The 20,434-nt window shown below is 46.2% G+C and carries 21 protein-coding genes; 13 read left to right on the forward strand and 8 right to left on the reverse strand.

What is annotated here, in order from left to right; translation table 11 throughout:
• Nucleotides 1–76 precede the first annotated feature (76 nt).
• Nucleotides 77–703 (reverse strand): FMN-dependent NADH-azoreductase, encoded by a 627-nt coding sequence (locus MHB49_RS16735; protein ID WP_405156961.1) that lies wholly within the window; start codon nucleotides 701–703, stop codon nucleotides 77–79.
• A gap of 183 nt (nucleotides 704–886) precedes the next feature.
• Between MHB49_RS16735 and MHB49_RS16740 the strand changes: the two genes are divergently transcribed.
• From MHB49_RS16740 to MHB49_RS16765, 6 genes are all read left to right on the forward strand, one after another.
• A complete protein-coding gene (locus MHB49_RS16740) occupies nucleotides 887–1,825 on the forward strand; it encodes a sugar-binding transcriptional regulator (protein ID WP_247902950.1) in 939 nt (312 codons plus the stop codon).
• Between the two features lie 253 nt (nucleotides 1,826–2,078).
• On the forward strand, nucleotides 2,079–2,729 hold the full coding sequence (gene deoC, locus MHB49_RS16745) for a deoxyribose-phosphate aldolase (protein ID WP_247903171.1): 651 nt from the start codon (nucleotides 2,079–2,081) through the stop codon (nucleotides 2,727–2,729).
• Nucleotides 2,730–3,002: 273 nt separating this feature from the next.
• Entirely contained in the window at nucleotides 3,003–4,193 is a 1,191-nt protein-coding gene (locus MHB49_RS16750; RefSeq protein WP_247902951.1) for a NupC/NupG family nucleoside CNT transporter, read from the forward strand.
• Nucleotides 4,194–4,223: 30 nt separating this feature from the next.
• Nucleotides 4,224–5,402 (forward strand): phosphopentomutase, encoded by a 1,179-nt coding sequence (deoB, locus tag MHB49_RS16755; protein ID WP_405156962.1) that lies wholly within the window; start codon nucleotides 4,224–4,226, stop codon nucleotides 5,400–5,402.
• Nucleotides 5,403–5,546: 144 nt separating this feature from the next.
• The gene (gene deoD, locus MHB49_RS16760) at nucleotides 5,547–6,254 is read left to right on the forward strand and encodes a purine-nucleoside phosphorylase (protein WP_247902953.1); all 708 of its coding nucleotides are present in this window, start codon (nucleotides 5,547–5,549) and stop codon (nucleotides 6,252–6,254) included.
• Between the two features lie 244 nt (nucleotides 6,255–6,498).
• Nucleotides 6,499–7,800, forward strand: a complete 1,302-nt coding sequence (locus MHB49_RS16765; RefSeq protein WP_405156963.1) for a pyrimidine-nucleoside phosphorylase — start codon at nucleotides 6,499–6,501, stop codon at nucleotides 7,798–7,800.
• 83 nt (nucleotides 7,801–7,883) lie between these two features.
• Here the strand turns inward: MHB49_RS16765 and MHB49_RS16770 are convergent, their stop codons facing one another.
• Together MHB49_RS16770 and MHB49_RS16775 are read right to left on the reverse strand one after the other, a co-directional pair.
• Nucleotides 7,884–8,867 (reverse strand): TIGR03943 family putative permease subunit, encoded by a 984-nt coding sequence (locus MHB49_RS16770; RefSeq protein WP_405156964.1) that lies wholly within the window; start codon nucleotides 8,865–8,867, stop codon nucleotides 7,884–7,886.
• Between the two features lie 83 nt (nucleotides 8,868–8,950).
• Nucleotides 8,951–9,985, reverse strand: coding sequence for a permease (locus tag MHB49_RS16775; RefSeq protein ID WP_405156965.1), 1,035 nt, complete (start codon nucleotides 9,983–9,985; stop codon nucleotides 8,951–8,953).
• Between the two features lie 278 nt (nucleotides 9,986–10,263).
• Here MHB49_RS16775 and MHB49_RS16780 point away from each other — a divergent pair, with 278 nt between their 5' ends.
• The 4 genes from MHB49_RS16780 (at nucleotide 10,264) to MHB49_RS16795 (ending at nucleotide 13,259) form a co-directional block, all read left to right on the forward strand.
• Entirely contained in the window at nucleotides 10,264–11,463 is a 1,200-nt protein-coding gene (locus MHB49_RS16780) for a GTP-binding protein (protein ID WP_405156966.1), read from the forward strand.
• 74 nt (nucleotides 11,464–11,537) lie between these two features.
• Nucleotides 11,538–11,687, forward strand: a complete 150-nt coding sequence (rpmG, locus tag MHB49_RS16785; RefSeq protein ID WP_024631975.1) for a 50S ribosomal protein L33 — start codon at nucleotides 11,538–11,540, stop codon at nucleotides 11,685–11,687.
• Between the two features lie 49 nt (nucleotides 11,688–11,736).
• A complete protein-coding gene (locus tag MHB49_RS16790) occupies nucleotides 11,737–12,444 on the forward strand; it encodes a metal ABC transporter ATP-binding protein (RefSeq protein ID WP_405156967.1) in 708 nt (235 codons plus the stop codon).
• The gene (locus MHB49_RS16795) at nucleotides 12,390–13,259 is read left to right on the forward strand and encodes a metal ABC transporter permease (RefSeq protein WP_405156968.1); all 870 of its coding nucleotides are present in this window, start codon (nucleotides 12,390–12,392) and stop codon (nucleotides 13,257–13,259) included. Before MHB49_RS16790 ends, MHB49_RS16795 begins: the two co-directional genes overlap by 55 nt.
• Before the next feature lie 26 nt (nucleotides 13,260–13,285).
• On the opposite strand, the gene MHB49_RS16800 is transcribed toward MHB49_RS16795, so the two are convergent.
• Nucleotides 13,286–14,430 (reverse strand): IS3 family transposase gene (locus MHB49_RS16800; protein ID WP_111620854.1). Its coding sequence is split into 2 segments (ribosomal slippage): nucleotides 13,286–14,157 and nucleotides 14,157–14,430, totalling 1,146 coding nucleotides; the frame shifts between segments, so codons are not numbered across the junction.
• Nucleotides 14,431–14,559: 129 nt separating this feature from the next.
• On the opposite strand from MHB49_RS16800, the gene MHB49_RS16805 reads away from it, so the two are divergent.
• The 3 genes from MHB49_RS16805 (at nucleotide 14,560) to MHB49_RS16815 (ending at nucleotide 17,071) form a co-directional block, all read left to right on the forward strand.
• Nucleotides 14,560–15,639, forward strand: a complete 1,080-nt coding sequence (locus MHB49_RS16805) for a metal ABC transporter substrate-binding protein (protein WP_405156969.1) — start codon at nucleotides 14,560–14,562, stop codon at nucleotides 15,637–15,639.
• Nucleotides 15,640–15,840: 201 nt separating this feature from the next.
• Complete coding sequence (locus MHB49_RS16810; protein WP_405156970.1) at nucleotides 15,841–16,317, forward strand: hypothetical protein; 477 nt, start codon at nucleotides 15,841–15,843, stop codon at nucleotides 16,315–16,317.
• A gap of 46 nt (nucleotides 16,318–16,363) precedes the next feature.
• On the forward strand, nucleotides 16,364–17,071 hold the full coding sequence (locus MHB49_RS16815; protein WP_405156971.1) for a M50 family metallopeptidase: 708 nt from the start codon (nucleotides 16,364–16,366) through the stop codon (nucleotides 17,069–17,071).
• Between the two features lie 64 nt (nucleotides 17,072–17,135).
• On the opposite strand, the gene MHB49_RS16820 is transcribed toward MHB49_RS16815, so the two are convergent.
• The 4 genes from MHB49_RS16820 to uxuA form a co-directional block, all read right to left on the reverse strand.
• Entirely contained in the window at nucleotides 17,136–17,507 is a 372-nt protein-coding gene (locus MHB49_RS16820; RefSeq protein ID WP_053780601.1) for a DUF4363 family protein, read from the reverse strand.
• Nucleotides 17,508–17,532: 25 nt separating this feature from the next.
• Nucleotides 17,533–18,261: a DUF421 domain-containing protein gene (locus MHB49_RS16825; protein ID WP_405156972.1), complete on the reverse strand. Its 729-nt coding sequence runs from the start codon at nucleotides 18,259–18,261 to the stop codon at nucleotides 17,533–17,535.
• A gap of 224 nt (nucleotides 18,262–18,485) precedes the next feature.
• Nucleotides 18,486–19,349 (reverse strand): SDR family oxidoreductase, encoded by an 864-nt coding sequence (locus MHB49_RS16830; RefSeq protein ID WP_405156973.1) that lies wholly within the window; start codon nucleotides 19,347–19,349, stop codon nucleotides 18,486–18,488.
• Nucleotides 19,346–20,413: a mannonate dehydratase gene (gene uxuA, locus MHB49_RS16835; protein ID WP_405156974.1), complete on the reverse strand. Its 1,068-nt coding sequence runs from the start codon at nucleotides 20,411–20,413 to the stop codon at nucleotides 19,346–19,348. Before uxuA ends, MHB49_RS16830 begins: the two co-directional genes overlap by 4 nt.
• Nucleotides 20,414–20,434: the final 21 nt, after the last annotated feature.

Here is a 20,434-nt window from a genome sequence, read left to right on the forward strand (position 1 = left end):
TTTGTCCAGTGGTAGGCATGCGGGTTTTGTGTTTGTTGTTGTGTGTTGCTATATTCGCGGATATAGGATAACAGGGTTAAAACTGTTTGGCGAGCGTACGAGCCTCTTCGATGGCTTTCTGTTTGATCTCATCAGCGCGATCCTTGTATTGGTTATGTCCTTCCACAAAGATGCCCTCAAGCTTGGGAACGCCCAGAAAAGACATAATAATACTCAAATAACGATGGCCGGATTCCATTTGGGCCGCAGGTCCTTCTGAATAAATGCCGCCGCGAGCCTGAATATGCAATGCCTTTTTGTCGGACAGTAATCCGACCGGGCCCTGTTCCGTATACCGGAACGTTTTACCAGCTACACAGATGGAGTCGATATAAGCCTTCATAATTGGAGGAAAAGAGAAGTTCCACATCGGTGTTACAAAAACATATTTGTCAGCAGAGGCAAATTGATCGGATAATTCATTCAAACGTTGAACCTTGGACTGCTCACCAGAGGTCAATTCACTGCCGGATTGAAGTTTACCCCACCCACTGAACACATCTGCATCAATATGAGGAATTTCTGAGCGATACAAATCGAGATGAATAACCTCATCCGAAGGATGGCTTTCACGATATGCATCCACAAACGCTTTACCAGCAGCCATGCTGAAGGACGTTTCATAATCATGAGGATGGGAAGTAATATACAATAATGTAGACATACGGATCTTCCTCTCTAAGATGTTATTTACCAAAAAGGGCCCCACGAGTAAGCGACCGATGTAGTATGCATCTTTAGTAACGTTTTATACGTGGATAGTGACCTGGTACTCAATCATGTATAATACATGGGTGAAGGTGAAATCGAACGATAATAGGAATGAGTGAGATGAACGCTTATGGGAATGGATCTGGAGAAGCAACGATTAAGCATTGAAGCAGCGAAATTGTATTATCAATCGGATTACAGCCAGCAAGATATTGCGGTCAGGTTGGGGGTATCCCGTCCAACGGTATCGCGGTTACTCCAATATGCGAAAGATCGTGGATACGTTCGTATTGAAATTATGGACCCGCTGGAGGATATCGACATTATCGCGGGGGAGCTCAAAGCCAAGTACGATCTGGATACTGCGCTTGTATGTTTTGCCCCGTTGAAGAGTGATGAGGAAATTTTGAAACATATTAGCAAAAGAGCAGCAGATTACTTACAGGACACGGTGCAAGATGCGGACATTATTGGTGTAACCTGGGGGACAACGATGAACGCCGTAGCCCGTCAGCTGCGTCCCAAGCAGGTCAAAGGTGTGGAAGTGGTTCAACTTAAGGGAGGCGTAAGCCATTCCCATGTGAATACGTATGCGGCAGAGATTGTTCATTTATTTGCGGAAGCGTTCCATACGGTTCCACGATATTTGCCGTTGCCCGTGATCTTCGACAATATTGAAGTCAAAAAAATGGTAGAAGCAGACCGGCACATAGGCAGAATTGTGGAGCTGGGCCGACAGGCGAATATTGCCATGTTTACCGTAGGTACAGTGAAGGAAGATGCACTTTTGTTCAGGCTAGGGTACTTTAATGAAGAAGAACAGCAATTACTGATGCATTCAGGTGCAGGTGACATTTGTTCACGTTTTTTTGATGCCGAGGGCCGTTTGATCAGTGAAGAAATTAACAATAGAACCGTCGGAATTGATCTGGCCGAGCTGCGAAATAAGGAAAAATCGATTCTCGTGGCCGGAGGAAAGCGTAAAATAGAAGCCATTCATGCTGCACTCAAAGGTCACTACGCCAACATTTTGGTAACTGACCAATACACAGCTCAGGCTTTGCTTCGATTATAATTCAAGGGATGACAACATCTGCCACGCAACATGGGCGGATGTTTTGCTTTCTTAGGCAGAAGCTATATTGTACGATTTCAGCCCGGTCAGGCAATCCTTCTGTTTGATGAAGTTTTCATGGAATGTGTTAAGATTTCAATAATGAACAAAAGTTCATATTGATTTTTACATATGTTCATGTTAGGGTAGGGATATAGAAAATAACTAGTTCAGATAAGGGGAGATTCAATTGACTACATCACAATTAGCCAAAATGATAGATCATACCTTGCTTCGTGCAGATGCAACACAAAGTGAAATGGCCAAATTGACCGAAGAAGCGAAACAATATCTGTTTGCTTCTGTATGTGTTAACCCGGGTTGGGTTGCTTATGCTGCTGAACAGCTTCAAGGTACTGGCGTAGATATTTGTACCGTGATCGGTTTCCCTCTGGGAGCTTCCACTTCCGAGACCAAAGCGTTCGAAACCAAAGACGCCATCGCCAAAGGTGCTACTGAGGTGGATATGGTCATCAACATTAGTGCGTTGAAAGACGGAAAAGATGACGTTGTGGAGCAGGATATCCGTGCAGTTGTTGAAGCAGCAGCGGGTAAAGCTTTGGTGAAAGTCATTATTGAAACTTGTCTGTTGACGGATGAAGAGAAAGTACGTGCATGTCAGGCAGCAGTAAAAGCTGGAGCTGATTTTGTCAAAACGTCCACAGGTTTCTCTACAGGTGGAGCAACGCCAGAAGATATCGCTTTGATGCGTCGTACCGTTGGTCCAAATGTAGGTGTTAAGGCTTCCGGCGGCGTGCGTAGTCTGGAAGATATGCAAAAAATGATCGATGCAGGAGCAACTCGTATTGGCGCAAGTTCCGGTGTGAAAATCATGCAAGGTGAACAATCTACATCTAATTATTAATTCGAGAGCAAGTTAGCTCCACAAATTTCAGTAGATGAAGATTGAATTTACAAAAGGTATTCACTTGTTCTTCATATCTCTCTTTGAACGGATGTGAAGAACAAGTTTTAAATCTGATTGTGATTTTCCATATTTTAATTAAAAGAGTATCATAAAAAACCGAATTTATTGTAAGCGCTTCAACCGTTTTCTGAAAGGTTAATTCATCACATTTATGGGAAACCTTTGAGCTGAATAAACAACCGGCTTAACTACCTTCAAAGGAGAGATAGAATGAAATTCCTAATTGCCCTTCTTGGTATACTTGTTGTATTTGGACTAGCTTATCTGGTCAGCAACGGTAAGAAGAAGATCCGATATCGTCCACTAATCATCATGATCGTTTTACAAGTAATATTGGGATACGCATTGTTAAACACAGAAGTGGGAACCTTTTTGATTGGCGGTTTCGCGACCATATTTGAAAGTTTGCTTGGTTATGCGAATGAAGGCATCGCGTTTGTATTCGGTGGCTTGACTACCGTTGGTGCAGACAGTGGGGGCGCGCCGTTCTTCCTCAGTGTATTGATGCCAATCGTCGTCATCTCAGCGCTCATTGGGATATTGCAGTATATCCGAATCTTACCTTTTGTTATAAAATATATTGGTCTGGTATTAAGCAAAGTCAACGGAATGGGCAAACTGGAATCATATAACGCGGTTGCTTCGGCTGTATTGGGGCAATCTGAAGTGTTCATTTCTGTAAAAAAACAAATTGGGTTGCTGCCTAAACATCGGCTGTACACCTTGTGTGCCTCGGCGATGTCCACGGTATCGATGTCGATTGTCGGTGCCTATATGTCCATGATTGATCCGAAATATGTGGTTACGGCACTTGTGCTGAACCTGTTTGGGGGTTTTATCATTGCTTCCATCGTGAATCCTTATGAGGTTTCCCCGGAAGAAGATATATTGGAAGTACAGGAAGAGGAAAAACAATCCTTCTTCGAAATGCTGGGCGAGTACATTATGGATGGTTTCAAAGTAGCTATCGTCGTAGCTGCAATGTTAATCGGTTTTGTTGCTTTGATCGCACTGGTTAACGGGATCTTCAGTGCAGTGCTCGGCATTTCGTTCCAGGAACTGCTTGGTTATGTATTTGCACCATTTGCCTTCATTATGGGTGTTCCTTGGAAAGAAGCGATTCAAGCGGGAAGTATTATGGCTACCAAAATGGTATCCAACGAGTTCGTTGCCATGCTTGATCTGACCAAACAGACTGCATTGTCTGCCAGAACAACAGGGATCGTCTCCGTCTTCCTCGTATCGTTCGCAAACTTCTCTTCGATCGGTATTATTGCCGGTGCGGTGAAGGGACTTCATGAGAAACAAGGTAATGTGGTGGCCCGCTTCGGTCTGAAACTGCTTTACGGTGCATCGCTTGTCAGCGTGCTGTCTGCGATCATCGCCGGACTGTTCTTGTAAAGCCGGATTATTGGAAGGAGTGCTTAAGTTATGTCAACATTCAAAAGAGTACATCTGATCGTTATGGATTCAGTGGGAATAGGTGAAGCGCCGGATGCAGCGGAATTCAATGATTTCGACGTCGACACCTTTGGTCACATTGCACGTGAACGCGGAGGGCTGAATATGCCTCATATGGCCAGCCTTGGACTATCCAACATTAAAAAAATTGAAGGTATCCCTGTCGCGGATGCACCCAAAGCGTATTATACCAAAATGCAGGAAGCATCCCGAGGTAAAGATACAATGACAGGGCACTGGGAGATTATGGGTCTTTATATTGATACCCCTTTCCGCGTATTTGAGAATGGCTTCCCAGATGAGCTGATTCAGCGCATTGAAGAGAAGACAGGCCGCAAGGTCATTGGTAATAAACCTGCCAGCGGCACAGAAATTATTGATGAGCTGGGCGAAGAGCATGTCAAAACAGGCGCCTTGATTATATATACTTCCGCAGATTCGGTTCTGCAGATTGCAGCCCATGAGGATGTTGTTCCATTAAAAGAACTGTATGAAATCTGTGAGTTCTGCCGCGAGATTACGCTCGACGATCCTTACATGCTGGGCCGTATTATTGCCCGTCCGTTTGTAGGCGAAGCGGGTAACTTCAAGCGTACAGCTAATCGTCATGACTACGCGCTCAAACCATTTGGCCGTACCGTGATGAATGAACTCAAAGATGGCGGATTTGATGTTATTGCATTGGGAAAAATTTCGGATATTTATGATGGCGAGGGTGTAACCAAGTCTGTACGTACCGTCTCCAACATGGATGGCATGGACAAACTGTCCGAAACAATGGATGAGGAGTTCACTGGACTCAGCTTCCTCAACCTGGTTGACTTCGATGCTCTGTTCGGTCACCGTCGTGATCCACAAGGCTACGCTCAAGCGCTTGAAGAGTATGATGCTCGTCTGCCTGAGATTTTCAGCAAAATGACGGACGATGATCTGCTGCTCATCACAGCTGACCATGGTAATGATCCAACCTATCGCGGTACGGACCATACACGGGAGTATGTGCCACTGCTTGTCTACTCGCCACGCTTTAATGGAGGTAAAAAACTCGAGCTGCGCAGCACGTTTGCAGACCTTGGAGCTACGGTAGCTGAGAACTTCGGGGTGAAACTGCCGGAATACGGCACAAGTTTCCTTAAGGATTTGAAATAGTCCGAATTCGGACCATTAACTGAACTTGGGGAAAGCTGATATTTTCTTAAAAATAAAGTTGGACAGGATAACCATTGGGGCAGCTTCGTCTGCTCCGATCCCTGCCATCATTCAATCACATGGATAACTGGAGGAGATTTAATCATGAGTACACATATTGGAGCTAAACCCGGGGATATCGCAGAAACAATCCTTTTACCAGGAGACCCATTACGTGCAAAATTTATTGCAGATACGTACCTTGAAGATGTGGTTTGTTACAACGAAGTTCGTGGAATGCTCGGATTTACGGGTACATATCAAGGACATCGTATTTCGGTGCAAGGCTCAGGCATGGGGATTCCGTCATTCAGCATCTATGCTAACGAACTGATCAGCGAATACGGTGTGAAAAACCTGATTCGTGTAGGAACTTGCGGCGGTATGCAGGAACATGTGCGCGTACGTGACGTAATTCTGGCGCAAGCAGCATGTACGGATTCCAGCATGAACAAGCTCGTATTCGGTGGATATGATTTCTCCCCGATCGCGACGTTCTCCCTGCTGAAAGAAGCCTATGACCGTGCAACTGCCAAAGGCATGAAAATTCACGTCGGTAACGTATTCAGCTCCGATTCCTTCTATCGTGACGACCGTTCCGTGACTGAAAAATTGATGCAGCACGGTGTACTGGGCGTGGAGATGGAAACAACAGCACTGTACACACTTGCAGCCAAATTTGGCGTAAACGCACTGACGATCCTGACGGTAAGTGATCACTTGCTGACAGGGGAAGAAACTTCCGCAGAAGAACGCCAAAAAACGTTCAACGACATGATGGTGGTAGCACTGGAAACAGCAATTACGCTGTAATTGTTGCTTTTATATTCAATAATCAATTGATTTTGATCGAAACTTTTGTTTGAAGCACGTAGTGAAGGACCCGGAATCGATTCTGAAGAAGCGAAGCGTTCGCCTTTGTCTCCGAGTTTCAACCTTATCAATGGTTATTCAAAAGAAATTTGGAGACAACAGCGATCGAAAGAACGATCCGGTGCCGGAACGGATACTGCACAAAGTGTTCTATATAATCACCCACAACGAAGGAGAGATCATCATGAGAATGGTAGACATTATTGCTAAGAAACGCGACGGAAAAGAACTGACAACAGCTGAGATTGATTTTGTTGTTCAAGGATATACACAAGGCGAAATCCCGGATTATCAAGTCAGTGCTTGGGCCATGGCCGTATTCTTCAAGGATATGACCGATAAGGAACGCGCAGATTTGACGATGTCGATGGTGAACTCGGGCGAGACAATTGATCTGTCCGCAATCGAAGGCATCAAGGTAGACAAGCACTCCACAGGTGGTGTGGGTGATACAACAACGTTGGTACTTGCACCGCTCGTTGCTGCTCTGGATGTTCCTGTTGCCAAAATGTCCGGACGTGGATTAGGTCACACAGGTGGTACAACAGACAAACTGGAATCTGTTGCAGGTTTCCACGTGGAGTTGGAGAAAGAAGAGTTCATCCGACTCGTTAACGAACATAAAGTTGCCGTTATCGGTCAAAGTGGCAACCTCACGCCGGCAGACAAAAAGCTCTACGCATTGCGTGACGTTACAGCTACCGTTAACTCCATCCCATTGATCGCCAGCTCCATTATGAGTAAGAAAATTGCAGCAGGTGCCGATGCGATCGTATTGGATGTCAAAACAGGTGCTGGTGCATTTATGAAGACAACAGAAGATGCAAAAGAACTGGCACATGCCATGGTAAGCATCGGTAACAATGTAGGACGTAAAACGATGGCTGTCATTTCCGATATGTCCCAACCACTGGGTCTCGCTATCGGTAACGCTCTTGAAGTAAAAGAAGCCATTCTTACACTGCAAGGTAAAGGTCCGAAGGATCTGGAAGAACTGTGTCTGGCGCTTGGACGTCAAATGGTATTCCTTGCTGGCAAAGCAGACTCTCTGGAGCAAGCGGAAGAGAAATTGAAAGAAGTGATCCAGAACGGTAAAGCGCTGGAGAAATTCAAGGACTTCCTGGCAAATCAAGGCGGAGACGCTTCAGTTGTAGATCACCCGGATCGCTTGCCACAAGCGAAATATCTGGTTGAAGTACCAGCGGATAAAGACGGATATGTAGCTGGTATTGTCGCTGACGAAATCGGCACTGCTGCAATGCTGCTCGGCGCAGGCCGTGCAACAAAAGAATCCGAGATCGACCTCGCTGTGGGCTTGATGCTCAACAAAAAAGTGGGTGACCAGGTTAAAGCTGGCGAATCACTCGTAACGATCCATGCCAATCGTGAAGACGTGGCAGATGTTATCGCGAAGATCAAAGAGAACATTACCATTGCAGATCATGCGGATGCTCCTGTATTGGTGCATGATATTGTAACTGAATAATATAACAGGTAAACAAGGTTAACCTTATGCCTGAATTAAATTTAAGCCCCGAAGTTATGCATTCCATAGCTTCGGGGCTTTTCTTATTTATTTTGCAACTTATTATACGCCTTTACCGAATCTGCGCTGGTATAGATGTAAGGTGTGGATGGCTGATTGACCGGAGTTACCTTTGTCGCCCGAATCTCAATGGTGTCCTTGCCATTCACTTGAGCTGATCCAATAGTGCCATCAATTTGTACCCAACTGTCTGTAGGATAGCTGTCTGCATTTGGGACATGAATCATCACGCCAAAGGGCGCCGCGTCTGCCGGGCAGCACATCACAAGAAATCGCCCTAATGCAAAATGAGATTTGTGATCCATGCTTTTGTCTCGATACACAAACCCGGTAAGGCTGATGGCCTTGCCTGCAAATTGTCGTTGGAACATATCGATAGACCCCAATGTCTCGGAGAAAATTTCAGGATATACCTTAATGACCGATTCCGCATATAACTTCTCTGCGAGTTCGGCAAATTCACGACTGTACTCATCCGGGGGGACAAATTGTACTTTCGTGGCAGGTACAGATGATCCGACAGTTGCAGTTTTTTTGGATAGATCTTTAATGTCCAGTTCTGCTGTATCAGGTAATGGTTCTTTTCGACGAATCTCCTGAGGTCCATAGGATAGAGACATGCCTTTCTGACTGGCCATGGAACTGCCTAGTGCCTGGTCGGGCATAAGAAAACCCAGTACTAAAGGAATGGCAATCAATCCATACATCAGCGAGCTGCGTACCCATCCGGAAGGAGGTGGATGCTCACAGTCGCAATGGAGCATGCTATTGCCAAACAGTCCGTGCCAGGCCATAATGGCGGCTATAAACAAAAAGGGAACAGGGCAGCAAAGAAGCAATCGCTGCATCGTCGGCGCCAGGTAATAATGAAGAGAATCTGTTGTATTCAAATGAATGATGTACACAGCCAGCCCACCGATCCACAGCGCACGAATCAGGTTATGCCATTGGATGGGTGGAGATTTTGAAGCAGGAGCTTTAGGCATCGTATAACCAGGATGGTTCATGTAACCAATCACCTCTCTTGATCCAAATCGTGACTTCGTGAATGCTTTCCCGGATAAGCGGGGTTAAACATACTCTTAAATGCTCATGCCAAAAGGTTAATAAACCACGATCCGGCGAAAACCAATATAATAATGGCCAGACTCAAACCGATAACGAACCGGGTGCGGAAAGTGGAGAGCAGCATCAGTGTGCTTTTGAAATCAAGCATTGGACCGAGAACAAGAAAGGATAATAGCTGCCCTAACGCAAACGTGTGAGAGAAGGCTGAGGCTACGAACGCATCGGATGTTGAACAGAGAGACAATACATACGCAAAGCCCATCATGAAGGCATAGGAAGCGACAGGCCCGTTACCCAGAGAAATGAGATCACTGCGGCTGATAAAGGTTTGAATGCAGGCTGTTATTAGAGCACCAATCACCAAATATTTGCTCATATCGACAAATTCGTCACCCGCATGGATGAAAAAGCTGCGCCAGTTTTTATCATGCACGTGATCATGATCGACAGAATGGGAATGAGGCTGTGCCATTTTAAATCCGGGATGTGTCTTGACCTCCGTCACTGTAGCCTTCGGTTTACGCAAAGGGTTCTGGCGGACAAACATATACACCAGACCACCGATGGAAGCTGCTACAGCAAACGCCAGTCCCATACGGGCGATCGTAATTTCGGGATGGGAAGGAAAAGCGAGCAGAGTCGCGGTAAAGACAATTGGATTTACAACAGGGCCGCTAAGAATAAAGGTCACCGCGATATAGGGCGGCATGCCTTTATGCATCAGCCGTCGCACGACCGGAATCATGCCACATTCGCAGATCGGGAAAATGATTCCCAGCAGACCGGCTACCAGTACCCCTCCTACGGGGTTCTTGGGCGTTAGTTTCCGAATCATTTCCTCAGAAACAAACCACTGCATTAGCGAAGATAACAGCACCCCTATGAGCAGAAATGGAGCGGCTTCGAGGAAAATGCTGATGAATACCGTTTTCATATTTTGTAAAGCTTCACTGTTCCACGCCTCTTTCAGATTGGGAGCCATCGTGATCAACACGGGAACAAGAAATGCGCAGGGAATCAGGAATGACAGGAGCTTAAGATGGGCTGCCATTTTCATGGGATAAACCTCCAGAACCGGGACTTTGGTAAAATATATGCTTGTACCGTCCGCATCATACTCGATCCCAATAATTAATCAACATTTTTACGATTTACATATCTGGACCAAAACTTGTTAGGTTGACAAAAGAAACGAGGTTCAGGTATAGTTTGTTTTGTTAATCGTAATAATTACTATTAAGGAATGATTATTTTCAGTCCAACGGTCAAGTGGAAGCTACATAAGCATTCCGATTTTTTTAGTTTAAAAAGGGTAAATGGAAGGGAGTAATTGAAATGACAGAACAACAGATACAACCCCGAGTTCCAGTGACTGTATTAAGTGGATACCTGGGTGCAGGCAAAACGACGTTGCTTAACCATGTGCTCCATAATCGGGAGGGCATGCGAGTGGCTGTCATTGTAAATGACCTGAGCGAAGTTAATATTGACGCTGGCTTGATCCGGGATGGTGGTGGATTGTCACGTATTGATGAGAAGCTGGTGGAGATGTCCAATGGCTGCATCTGCTGCACGCTGCGTGAGGATTTGCTGAAAGAGGTGGAGCGTCTTGCGCTGGATGGTTCTTTTGACTATATATTGATTGAATCGACAGGTATTGGAGAGCCAGTCCCCGTTGCCCAGACATTTACGTATATTGATGAAGAGCTGGGAATTGATTTAACGAAATTTACGCGGCTCGATACGATGGTGACAGTAGTGGATGCTGCCCAGTTCTGGCGCGACTTCTACTCCAAAGAAACGTTGAAGGATCGGGGCCAGGAAGCAGGAGAGGACGATGTAAGGGGGATCGTTCATCTGCTGACGGATCAGGTTGAGTTCTGTGATGTGCTGATATTGAACAAGTGTGATCTGGTATCGGAAGACGAGCTGCTCAAACTTGAGAAAGCACTGCACGCGATGCAGCCGGAAGCCCGACTTATTCGCACCACACATGGGCAGATTGACCCGCGGGAGATATTGAATACCGGACGGTTTGATTTTGAAAAAGCAAGCCAGTCTGCGGGCTGGATCCGCGAATTAATGAAGGAAGAACACACACCCGAGACAGAGGAGTATGGTATTCACTCCTTTGTGTACCATCGGAAACGTCCGTTTCATCCGGAACGTTTGCTTCGCTGGATTGCGAAATGGCCTGACAGCATTGTACGTTCCAAAGGCTTAATGTGGCTGGCTACACGTAACCATATGGCGGTGTCATTCAGTCATGCGGGAACATCCAAGCAGTTGGGACCAGCCGGGCTGTGGGTAGGCGCGATGAGTGACGAAGAGCGACAAATGCATTTTGGTGATACAATTCCGCCGATTCCCGATTGGGATGAGCAGTGGGGCGATCGGGTAACGAAACTGGTATTCATCGGAATAGACATGGACCGAGTGGAGATCGAACGGACGTTAGATGAGACGCTCCTTACCGACGAAGAAATGCTAATGAACTGGCGAGAACTGAAAGATCCATTTCCTGCATGGAGTTGACAAACGTAAAAGCATGGGCTAAACTCATCAAATAGTAATAATTACGATTAGATAAATCAAAGGAGGCTCTATCCATGAGAGTCATTGTAACCTTAGCCTGCACCGAGTGCGGAGATCGCAACTATACAACAACCAAGAACAAGCGTAACCATCCGGAACGGATCGAATTGAAGAAGTATTCCCCACGATTGAAGAAGATGACCATTCACCGGGAAACAAGATAAATTTTTTTGTTGTTTTTACATCGTAATATTTACGAAAAGAGGAAAAACCATGATTCTATCTTCCATGCGTGATGTGGTATTTGGATACGGCAGAGAGCCTGTCATTGACCAACTATCGCTGGATATCCATGTAGGGGAGTTTGTGGGCATTACAGGACCCAACGGTTCTGCGAAAACCACCATGCTGAAATTGCTGTTGGGGCTGTTACAGCCCTGGAGCGGCACGGTACATATGAATGCAGAGTCCGTACGTGGCAGCAAGCTGAACATTGGATATGTCCCCCAACAGGTCGCCTCGTTCAACAGTGGGTTTCCCAGTACGGTGATCGAACTGGTGCGATCCGGATGTTACCGCAAACTTGGCTTGTTCCGCAGATTCACATCCGAGCAGGAAGCCATTGTGGAGCGCAGCTTGCGGGAAGTCGGCATGTGGGAATATCGCAATGCCCGGGTTGGCGAACTGTCTGGTGGACAAAAGCAGCGAATCTGCATTGCCAGAGCCTTGGCAGGCCAGCCGCAGGTGCTTGTACTGGATGAGCCGACTACAGGCATGGACCGGCGCAGCCGTGAAGGGTTCTATGATCTGATGCGCCATTATGCAGACGTCCATGGACTAACCATTATTATGGTCACCCACGGACTGGAAGAGATGGGCAATCGATTGGATCGGACGATTACCCTGGAACGGCAAGAAAGTGAGGAATGGCAGTGTTTGAGTACGAATTCATGCAGCGTGCTTTCTGGGCAGGCGGACTGATCGGAATCATCGCTCCAATTTTAGGAGTCTATTTGATGCTGCGACGGCAGGTGCTGATGGCGGATACATTATCCCATGTTTCATTGGCAGGGGTTGCTCTAGGTTCTGTGATGAACCTTGACCCAGTGATCTGTGGGTTTGCAATTGCAATTATCGGTGCATTGCTGGTGGAACAACTCAGGCGAAATTACCTGACCTATAGCGAGGTACCTGTAGCGATCATTATGACGTCGGGGCTGGCCCTTGCTGTGGTGCTCATGAGTCTGAAAACCAATCTATCCAAGACATTCAGCTCTTACCTGTTCGGTTCCATCGTTGCGGTAAGTGATATTCAATTATGGATTATGGCGGCAGTCTGCGTCATCGGGCTCATTTTTTTCATCGTGCTCAGAAGGCCACTGTACAATTTGACGTTTGATGAAGAGACAGCTTCCATTGGAGGCATTCAGGTTAGAGGATTATCCTTTGCCTTTGCTGTTCTGACAGGCATGACCGTTGCTTCAGCCATGCCGATTGTCGGCGTATTGCTTGTGTCTGCATTAATCGTACTGCCCGCTGCCCTGGCACTGAGATTGTCACGCAGCTTTGCAGCAGCAATCCTTATTGCTGTCGTCACTGGATTAATTGGCATTTTTAGCGGACTGACAACCTCTTACCATCTAAACACACCACCTGGAGGAACGATTGCTCTCATCCTGTTGGTCTTTCTATTGATTGGAATATCAGCACAAAAGCTGATTGGACGATATAACCGTAAACGACATCGTAAAGAAAGAAAACAGCAACGTGCAACTGGGACTGCACCCCTTTTATGAGACAGAGATCAAAACACCTTGCAAGTTTAAGCAGCCAGTCTTCGGAAATTTATCGGAGACTGGTTATTTAGTTTCGCTTGAATCCGAATTAAGTTATAGTAGGTGATGTAGTCTCGAACGGTCTGTTCAACGATGGCTGTCGTTGTGCACCTGAGATCTTCGAGGTAAAACGTTTCAGACTTTAGTGTGGAATGAAACGACTCAATGGGGGCATTATCAGCGGGCGTTCCTTTACGGGACATGCTCATGGTAATGCCTTTTCCCTTTATTACGGTTTGGTAAACTTGAGAAGTATACACGCTACCCTGGTCGCTGTGGAGCAGCATATTTGTCCGCTCTGGAAGTTGGTCTAGCGTATCCAAAACCAAGGATGTGTCCTGCTTGTCCGCTATACTGTAAGCGACAATCTCTCCGTTGTACAGATCCAAAATGCTTGAAAGGTATAACATTTTATTACCGAAAGGCAAATAAGTAATGTCGGTCACCAGTTTTTGAAAAGGAGCTTCTGCATAAAATTTGCGCTTGAGTAGATGTTCTGCAGGTTTTGCAGGTTGCCCCGTGTTCTTTCGTTTTTTCATTCTCACTCGGCATTGTAAATCCTCGCACTGCATAATACGCTGTACTCGTTTATGATTTATGGGACCTTCAATCCGAAGCAAGGCAGTAATTTTTCGATATCCATACCGGAACTTGTGCTGAGTACAAAGCTGAGCTACTTTCTCGACCATCGGATCTGGATGCTTGCTCTCACAGGTTGTCTTCCAGCGATAGTAGGTCGCTCGAGCAATTCCAAGCCATGCACAAGCTTCAGATATGGTCACTTCTTTACGAATGGACTCGACCCAAGCGATGACGACTTCTGCTTCCACCTCTTTTCCAGTTCCTTGTACTTTTTTAGTAGATCGAGTTGTTGCTTTAAGAATCGGTTTTCTGCCTTCACTTTTTCCAGTTCTGTCGTGTGTTCTGGACCTCTTCCATAGCTATATTGCTTACCAACCGGTTGCTCTAAGCGATTTAATTCTCCTTTTCGATACCATCTCATCCACGTTTCTATCTGTGTCTTATTTCGTATTCCAAGCTGATCCATAACTTCTTTCACGGGTATCTCTGCCAATCTCATTTCTATGGCTTTCATCTTTAATTCCACGGGATAACTCACTCTTGTTGCCATTACAAAAACACCTCCAAGATGGTCTCCTTATCTTACGACAAGGTTTCATTCTCTTGAAGGTGTTTTGATTTGTCTCACGTTATGGGGTCAGTCCAACTCTATTTATACATTCAAGGGAGAATACTTCACATGAAATTCAATAAAAAATCAGCTCTTGCCTTATTATTCAGTCTTACACTTATCGTAGCCGGTTGTGGACAAAATCAGTCCGCTACCGATTCCGGTACCAGCTCGGCCAACACGCCGGTACCAGCAGAGACTGAAGAAGCGAAACTTAACGTTGAAGTCAGCTTTTATCCGATGTACGAATTCACCAAAAATGTAGCGGGCGATCTGGCTAATGTTCATACACTCGTTCCTGCAGGTATGGAGCCACATGATTGGGAGCCAACACCACAGGATATTGCGAGCATCGAAAAAGCGGATGTGCTTGTCTATAATGGGGCGGGAATGGAATCCTGGATCGATCAAGTTACAGATAGTCTGAGCAATGCCAAACTCATTCAAGTGGAAGCGAGTCATGGCATCGATCTGCTGGAAGGATCGGAAGAAGATGAGCATGATCACGAACATGCCGATACAACGGACACGCATGACCATGCGGATGAAGCCACAACGGAGGAGCATGATCACGATCATGACGCTGAGGCAGAAGAGGGACATACACATGATCATGATCACGGTGGCCTTGATCCCCACGTTTGGCTGTCACCTGCACTTGCTGTGAAGGAAGTTCGGAATATCGAGACAGGACTCGCACAGGCTGCGCCTGAACATGCGGAGCAATTCAAGCAAAATGCCGATGCCTACATTGCCAAACTGGAGGCACTGGATCAGGATTTCAAAGCAGCAGTAGCAGACAGCAAACGTAAAGACTTCATCACACAGCATGCTGCATTCGGCTATCTTGCACAGGAATACGGTCTGCAGCAAGTACCGATTGCCGGTCTGTCTCCTGAACAAGAGCCTTCCGCAGCGCAAATGGCGTCCGTTATTGATTTTGCCAAGGAGCATCAGGTGAAGACGATTTTCTTCGAAACATTGGTTTCATCCAAAGTGTCAGAGACTATCGCCAGTGAAGTAGGCGCCAAAACGGCTGTGTTGAACCCCATTGAAGGGTTAACAGAAGAGGAGATCGCAGCAGGAAAGGATTACATCGGTGTTATGCGGGAGAATTTGGAGGCACTGAAACTGGCGCTGAATGAATAGCGTTTGTGCTTCTTTAACAAGTTGAATTTACGTAAAAAGAAAACCCATTTGATGCCTGTCATCGAAAAAGGTACAATAATACAACATGCTGAGGAGTGGCTGTGCCATTCCTTTATCTTTTGCCACGCAGAGAGCACAGGGATGTGCTCTTTTCGTTGTTCAAGGTGATCGGAGATAACGCAGGGAACGGAGGACGCGCTTATGGATTTAAATGAAGAACAGGAAGTGCTGTTAAGCCAGCAGCCTGCCCATCTATGGAGAAGACGCAAGCTGGAGTTAATGCACTGGACGGAACGCGAGAAGCAGACGGTCGCAGCGAAGAGAACGGAGATCTGGAACGGTGTTGAAGTGGATGCTGAGCTTGTCGATGCCTTGACTTTGCTTCATATAGCAGGCGTAAGCACCGAGTTTTCTTGTGCAGGTGTAAGCCCGCTCGACGAACCGGTAGATCATTCCCTGTATGCCTATGTTACACTAGTGCAAGATGAGGTAGCCGATCAATTTGTGACTTATGCGCTGACGCGGATGCGCAACAGATTGCTTGTCACATTGGAGTCAGGAACGGGTCGTTATGATCTGTCTTCTTTTTTCATCGGTCATAATCGGAGTTTTTGTTGGTGGATGCAATATTGTGCTGCACATTTTATGGATCGAAACGATTACAATGTAGCGACGTAGTATACAGACAGCAGTTTTACTTGATGGCAAGGGAGGTAGAACCGGATTGAATAAATGGCTCAAAACCATACTGTTTCTGATGGGCTCAGCGATACTGACCCGTTTTATCCCATTTTCTTCATTGTTTCGTAACCTGGATACGATGATTCACGAATTTGGCCATGCACTGGTAACATTGTTGTTATCAGGCAAAGTATTGCGCATTGAATTGTACGCTGATCACAGCGGCGTTACCTATTCATCCATGCTAACACCAGGCAGCTCGATATTGGTCTCCTTGGCGGGTTATGTCACGGCATCTCTCTTTGCCTGGCTGCTATTCTATCTATACAGGAAAGGACGGCACATGTGGGGGCTCGGCATGATGACAGGTGTAGCTCTTGTTTCGCTTCTCTTCTATGTAAGGGGAGAGTTCGGCATGCTCTGGCTTACAGGCTTTAGTGCGCTGAATGTTGTGATTATGATCTTTGGTGCCAAAATCGCGAAATTCTATTATTTATTACTGGCTTTCCTCACATTGGAAGAGTCCGTAGTTAGTGCCATGTATGTGGGGCTCATGTCCTGGACACAGCCTTCACAGGCAGGAGATGCAGCGAATCTGGCACAGCAGACCTTCCTCCCGGCACTATTCTGGGGGACGTTATTTGCACTGTTTGCATTGTGGTGCGCGAAGGGAGCACTTACGCTCTTTTTTCGAAAGGAAAGCACGGCCCGCACGCCAAAATCCCGTGGATTACGTGGGCGTAACGTTTAACAAAACAGAGAAGGCACTTCCTTTAATCTATATTAAAGGAGAGTGCCTTTTGTTTGTCTCAGGGTCAGTCGCCAAGATTATCCCATAACACATAAAAGTAATAAATTTCTTCCATAATCGCCTTATCATCTTCTGCGGCAACGCCGCCTTTGATCCTTGCCAGGGTACCGAGAATATCGTAGATCGTCTCACGCTCCACACTGAACTGGATGCGATTGACGATTTTTTCCCAGGCATTCATTGCATAATTAACTTGAGATTTGGCTTCCGTCCATTGTTTGCCTTCGACCTGCTTTTCCAGTTTGTGTATAGACTCAAGCAAGCGATCATCAGCGCCAAAGGGCTTCTTGAGAAAGGTCCCGCTAACCATAATCGCTGTGAACACAAGCAAGAGGCAGATCGGAAGCACATACAGCAACCAGAAACGCGTTTTCATTCAACCGCCTCCTTCATGTAAAGAGTTAGAAAGGCCCCTCATAATCGCCCATATCGATTTTATCGGTGATCTTGTCCTCGAACAGATCAATATACAATTTATCGTTAGGCAATATGGCGGCAAAAGCAATATCCTGTATTGTTACTTTTTGCTTCTTAAGCTGCTCACTGAGCCAGTTGGTATCCTTGTTTCGTTCCTCCAAATTTTGCTTAATCAGCAAGCCATCAATGATAATCTCGGTCATCAGCTTGCGCTTGGCAGGATGCATATGCATATCTTTTGCCGTTACCGGTTGGTTTTCCGGTTTCAACACTACAGAGAGACTGCCATCCGGTTCAAGAATGGCATAATCCAGCGTAGTGATGTCGAATACATCCTTTTGTCGCAGCATCATGGTCAATTCGTCGAATTTCACACGCATTTTATGCAGGTTCTGTTCAAGAATTTTACCGTTCTGGATGACCAGTGTAGGATCAGAGTCCATCAGTTTGGAGATCGTACGATTTTTCAGCGTAATATACTGAAAGACGATCGTGATGATTGTGAAAATGGTCAAGGCTACAAAATGAATCCACGCTTTGGAAGATAGATCGGTCGCAAATGTACCTGCAAGGGAACCGATCGTAATGCCGTTAATGTAATCAAAATACGTCAAGTTGCCCATTTGCTGTTTGCCCAGCACCCTTGTATAGATGATCAGGGTCAAAAAGGCAATAATAGACCGTACAGCAACAACCCATGTTTCTTCCATCATGAATGTATCACCTTCCTTCACTTCGCCATACGATATGTGAAATCTTGACGCTGGAGTCCAATCTTACATGTACACTCCGGTTTAGCGGACTAATACAAGCTTTTCCTATGCTGGATATTCTTATTCTTGAACGCAAAAAAACGAAACCTGGATAGTAACCCAGGCTTCGGATGATGATGAGGTACATAGATTTGATTTAAATGATTCATGAAATAGAACAGAGGTCATACACCGGAGTAGGCCATAAACCCGCCATCCACAGGAATAACCGTACCAGTAACAAAACCAGACTGCCGTTCATCTGCCAACCACATCAGTGTGCCCAAGAGATCTTCCGGTTTGCCAAAGCGACGCATTGGCGTATGTGCAATGATTTTGCTTGAACGTTCGGTTGGCGAGCCATCCGGCTTAAGCAGCAGGTTGCGATTTTGTTCCGTTAGGAAAAAACCTGGTGCAATAGCGTTTACCCGGATTCCCGATTCTGCCAAATGTACCGCCAGCCATTGCGTGAAGTTGTTAATCGCGGCTTTCGCTGCACTGTACGCAGGAACTTTGGTCATGGGCGAAGGGGCACTCATCGACGAAATATTAATGACGGTAGCTGGTACGTCACGTTCAATCATTTGTCTTGCGAAAATCTGGGTAGGGATGAGCGAACCGACAAAATTCAGATCCATTACCTGACGGAATCCCTCGACACTTACATCAAAAAAAGTAGTGATATCCGGCTGCTGCAAATCTTCCTGTCTGAAAATTTCATTCGTGGTATTAGCGCTGGCATGGTTGCCGCCCGCTCCGTTAATAAGGATGTCGCAAGGTCCAAGCTTCTCCTGAACAACAGCTGCTGCCGCTATTACACTATCGGTCTGGGTCACATCACAAGCTACAGCGATCGCTTTTCCACCCTCAGCCTCGATTGCCGCAGCGACTTCTTCCCCTTTGGATACGGTACGGTTAAGAATGGCTACACTTGCACCATGACGAGCGAGCTCTTCGGCCATGGAACGACATAGAACACCTGCCCCGCCAGTAATTACAGCTATTCTGCCTTCCAGACGAGTTGATCTTTCTTTGGTAAAATCACTCATGCTTTTGACCTCCTTTGAAGAGAGTCCCAGACGCCCCACAGATACATAATTCCCAGAGCCCGATCATAGAGTCCATATCCTGGTCTGCATTGCTCTCCCCAGAGATGACGTCCATGGTCCGGTCGTGCATAACCTTCAAATCCAATATCGTGATAGGCTTCCACAACACCGGCAATATCGACATTTCCATCCTGACTGCGGTGGGAAGTCTCGATAAAGTCACCATTATCGTAGATTTTAACATTACGGATATGGGCAAAAGGAATACGGTCCTTGAACTCGTGGATCATGCCGATAATATCATTGTTCGGATTGGCTCCAAGAGAACCGCTGCACAACGTTACACTATTGTAAGGGCTATCATACAAGTTCAGATATCTGCGCACATTGTCTTGACTCGTAATAATCTTAGGCAGACCAAAGATCGGCCAAGGCGGATCATCCGGATGAATGGCCATACGAATACCTAATCGTTCAGCAGTAGGAATGATCTCCTGCAGGAAATAACGGGCGTGCTCCCACATATCTTCTTCTGTAACATCCTTATATGCTTCGAATAGACCTGTTAAATACTGCAATCGTTCCGGTTCCCATCCAGGCATGGTTAAAGCTGAATTCTCGGTGATCCGGCGTACCAGTTCAAGAGGCTCAATATCGGCGAGTTTGTTGTGCTCGTAGAAGAGGGCGGTAGAGCCATCTTCCATCTCCTTATGCATGTCAGTACGCAGCCAATCGAAGATCGGCATGAAATTGTAACAGATGACTTTAACGCCTACCTGGGCGAGTTTTTCCATCGTTTTTTTGTAGTTTTCAATATACTGGTCACGTGTAGGCAGACCGAGTTTGATGTCTTCATGAATATTAACACTCTCAACGACATCCAGATGTAACCCGGCCTTATCTGCAGCGGCTTTGACTGCCAGAATTTTGTCCATGGGCCATTCCTCACCTGCCGGAACATCGTGCAGTGCCCATACAATACCTTCGACACCGGGAATCTGCCTGATGTGGTCAAGGGTTACGGTATCGTTGCCTTCTCCAAACCAGCGAAAAACCATTCTCATCACGTTCACCTCATCAAGATT

It is taken from the genome of Paenibacillus sp. FSL K6-0108 (assembly GCF_045040695.1).
Taxonomy (GTDB): Bacteria; Bacillota; Bacilli; order Paenibacillales; family Paenibacillaceae; genus Paenibacillus; species Paenibacillus pabuli_B.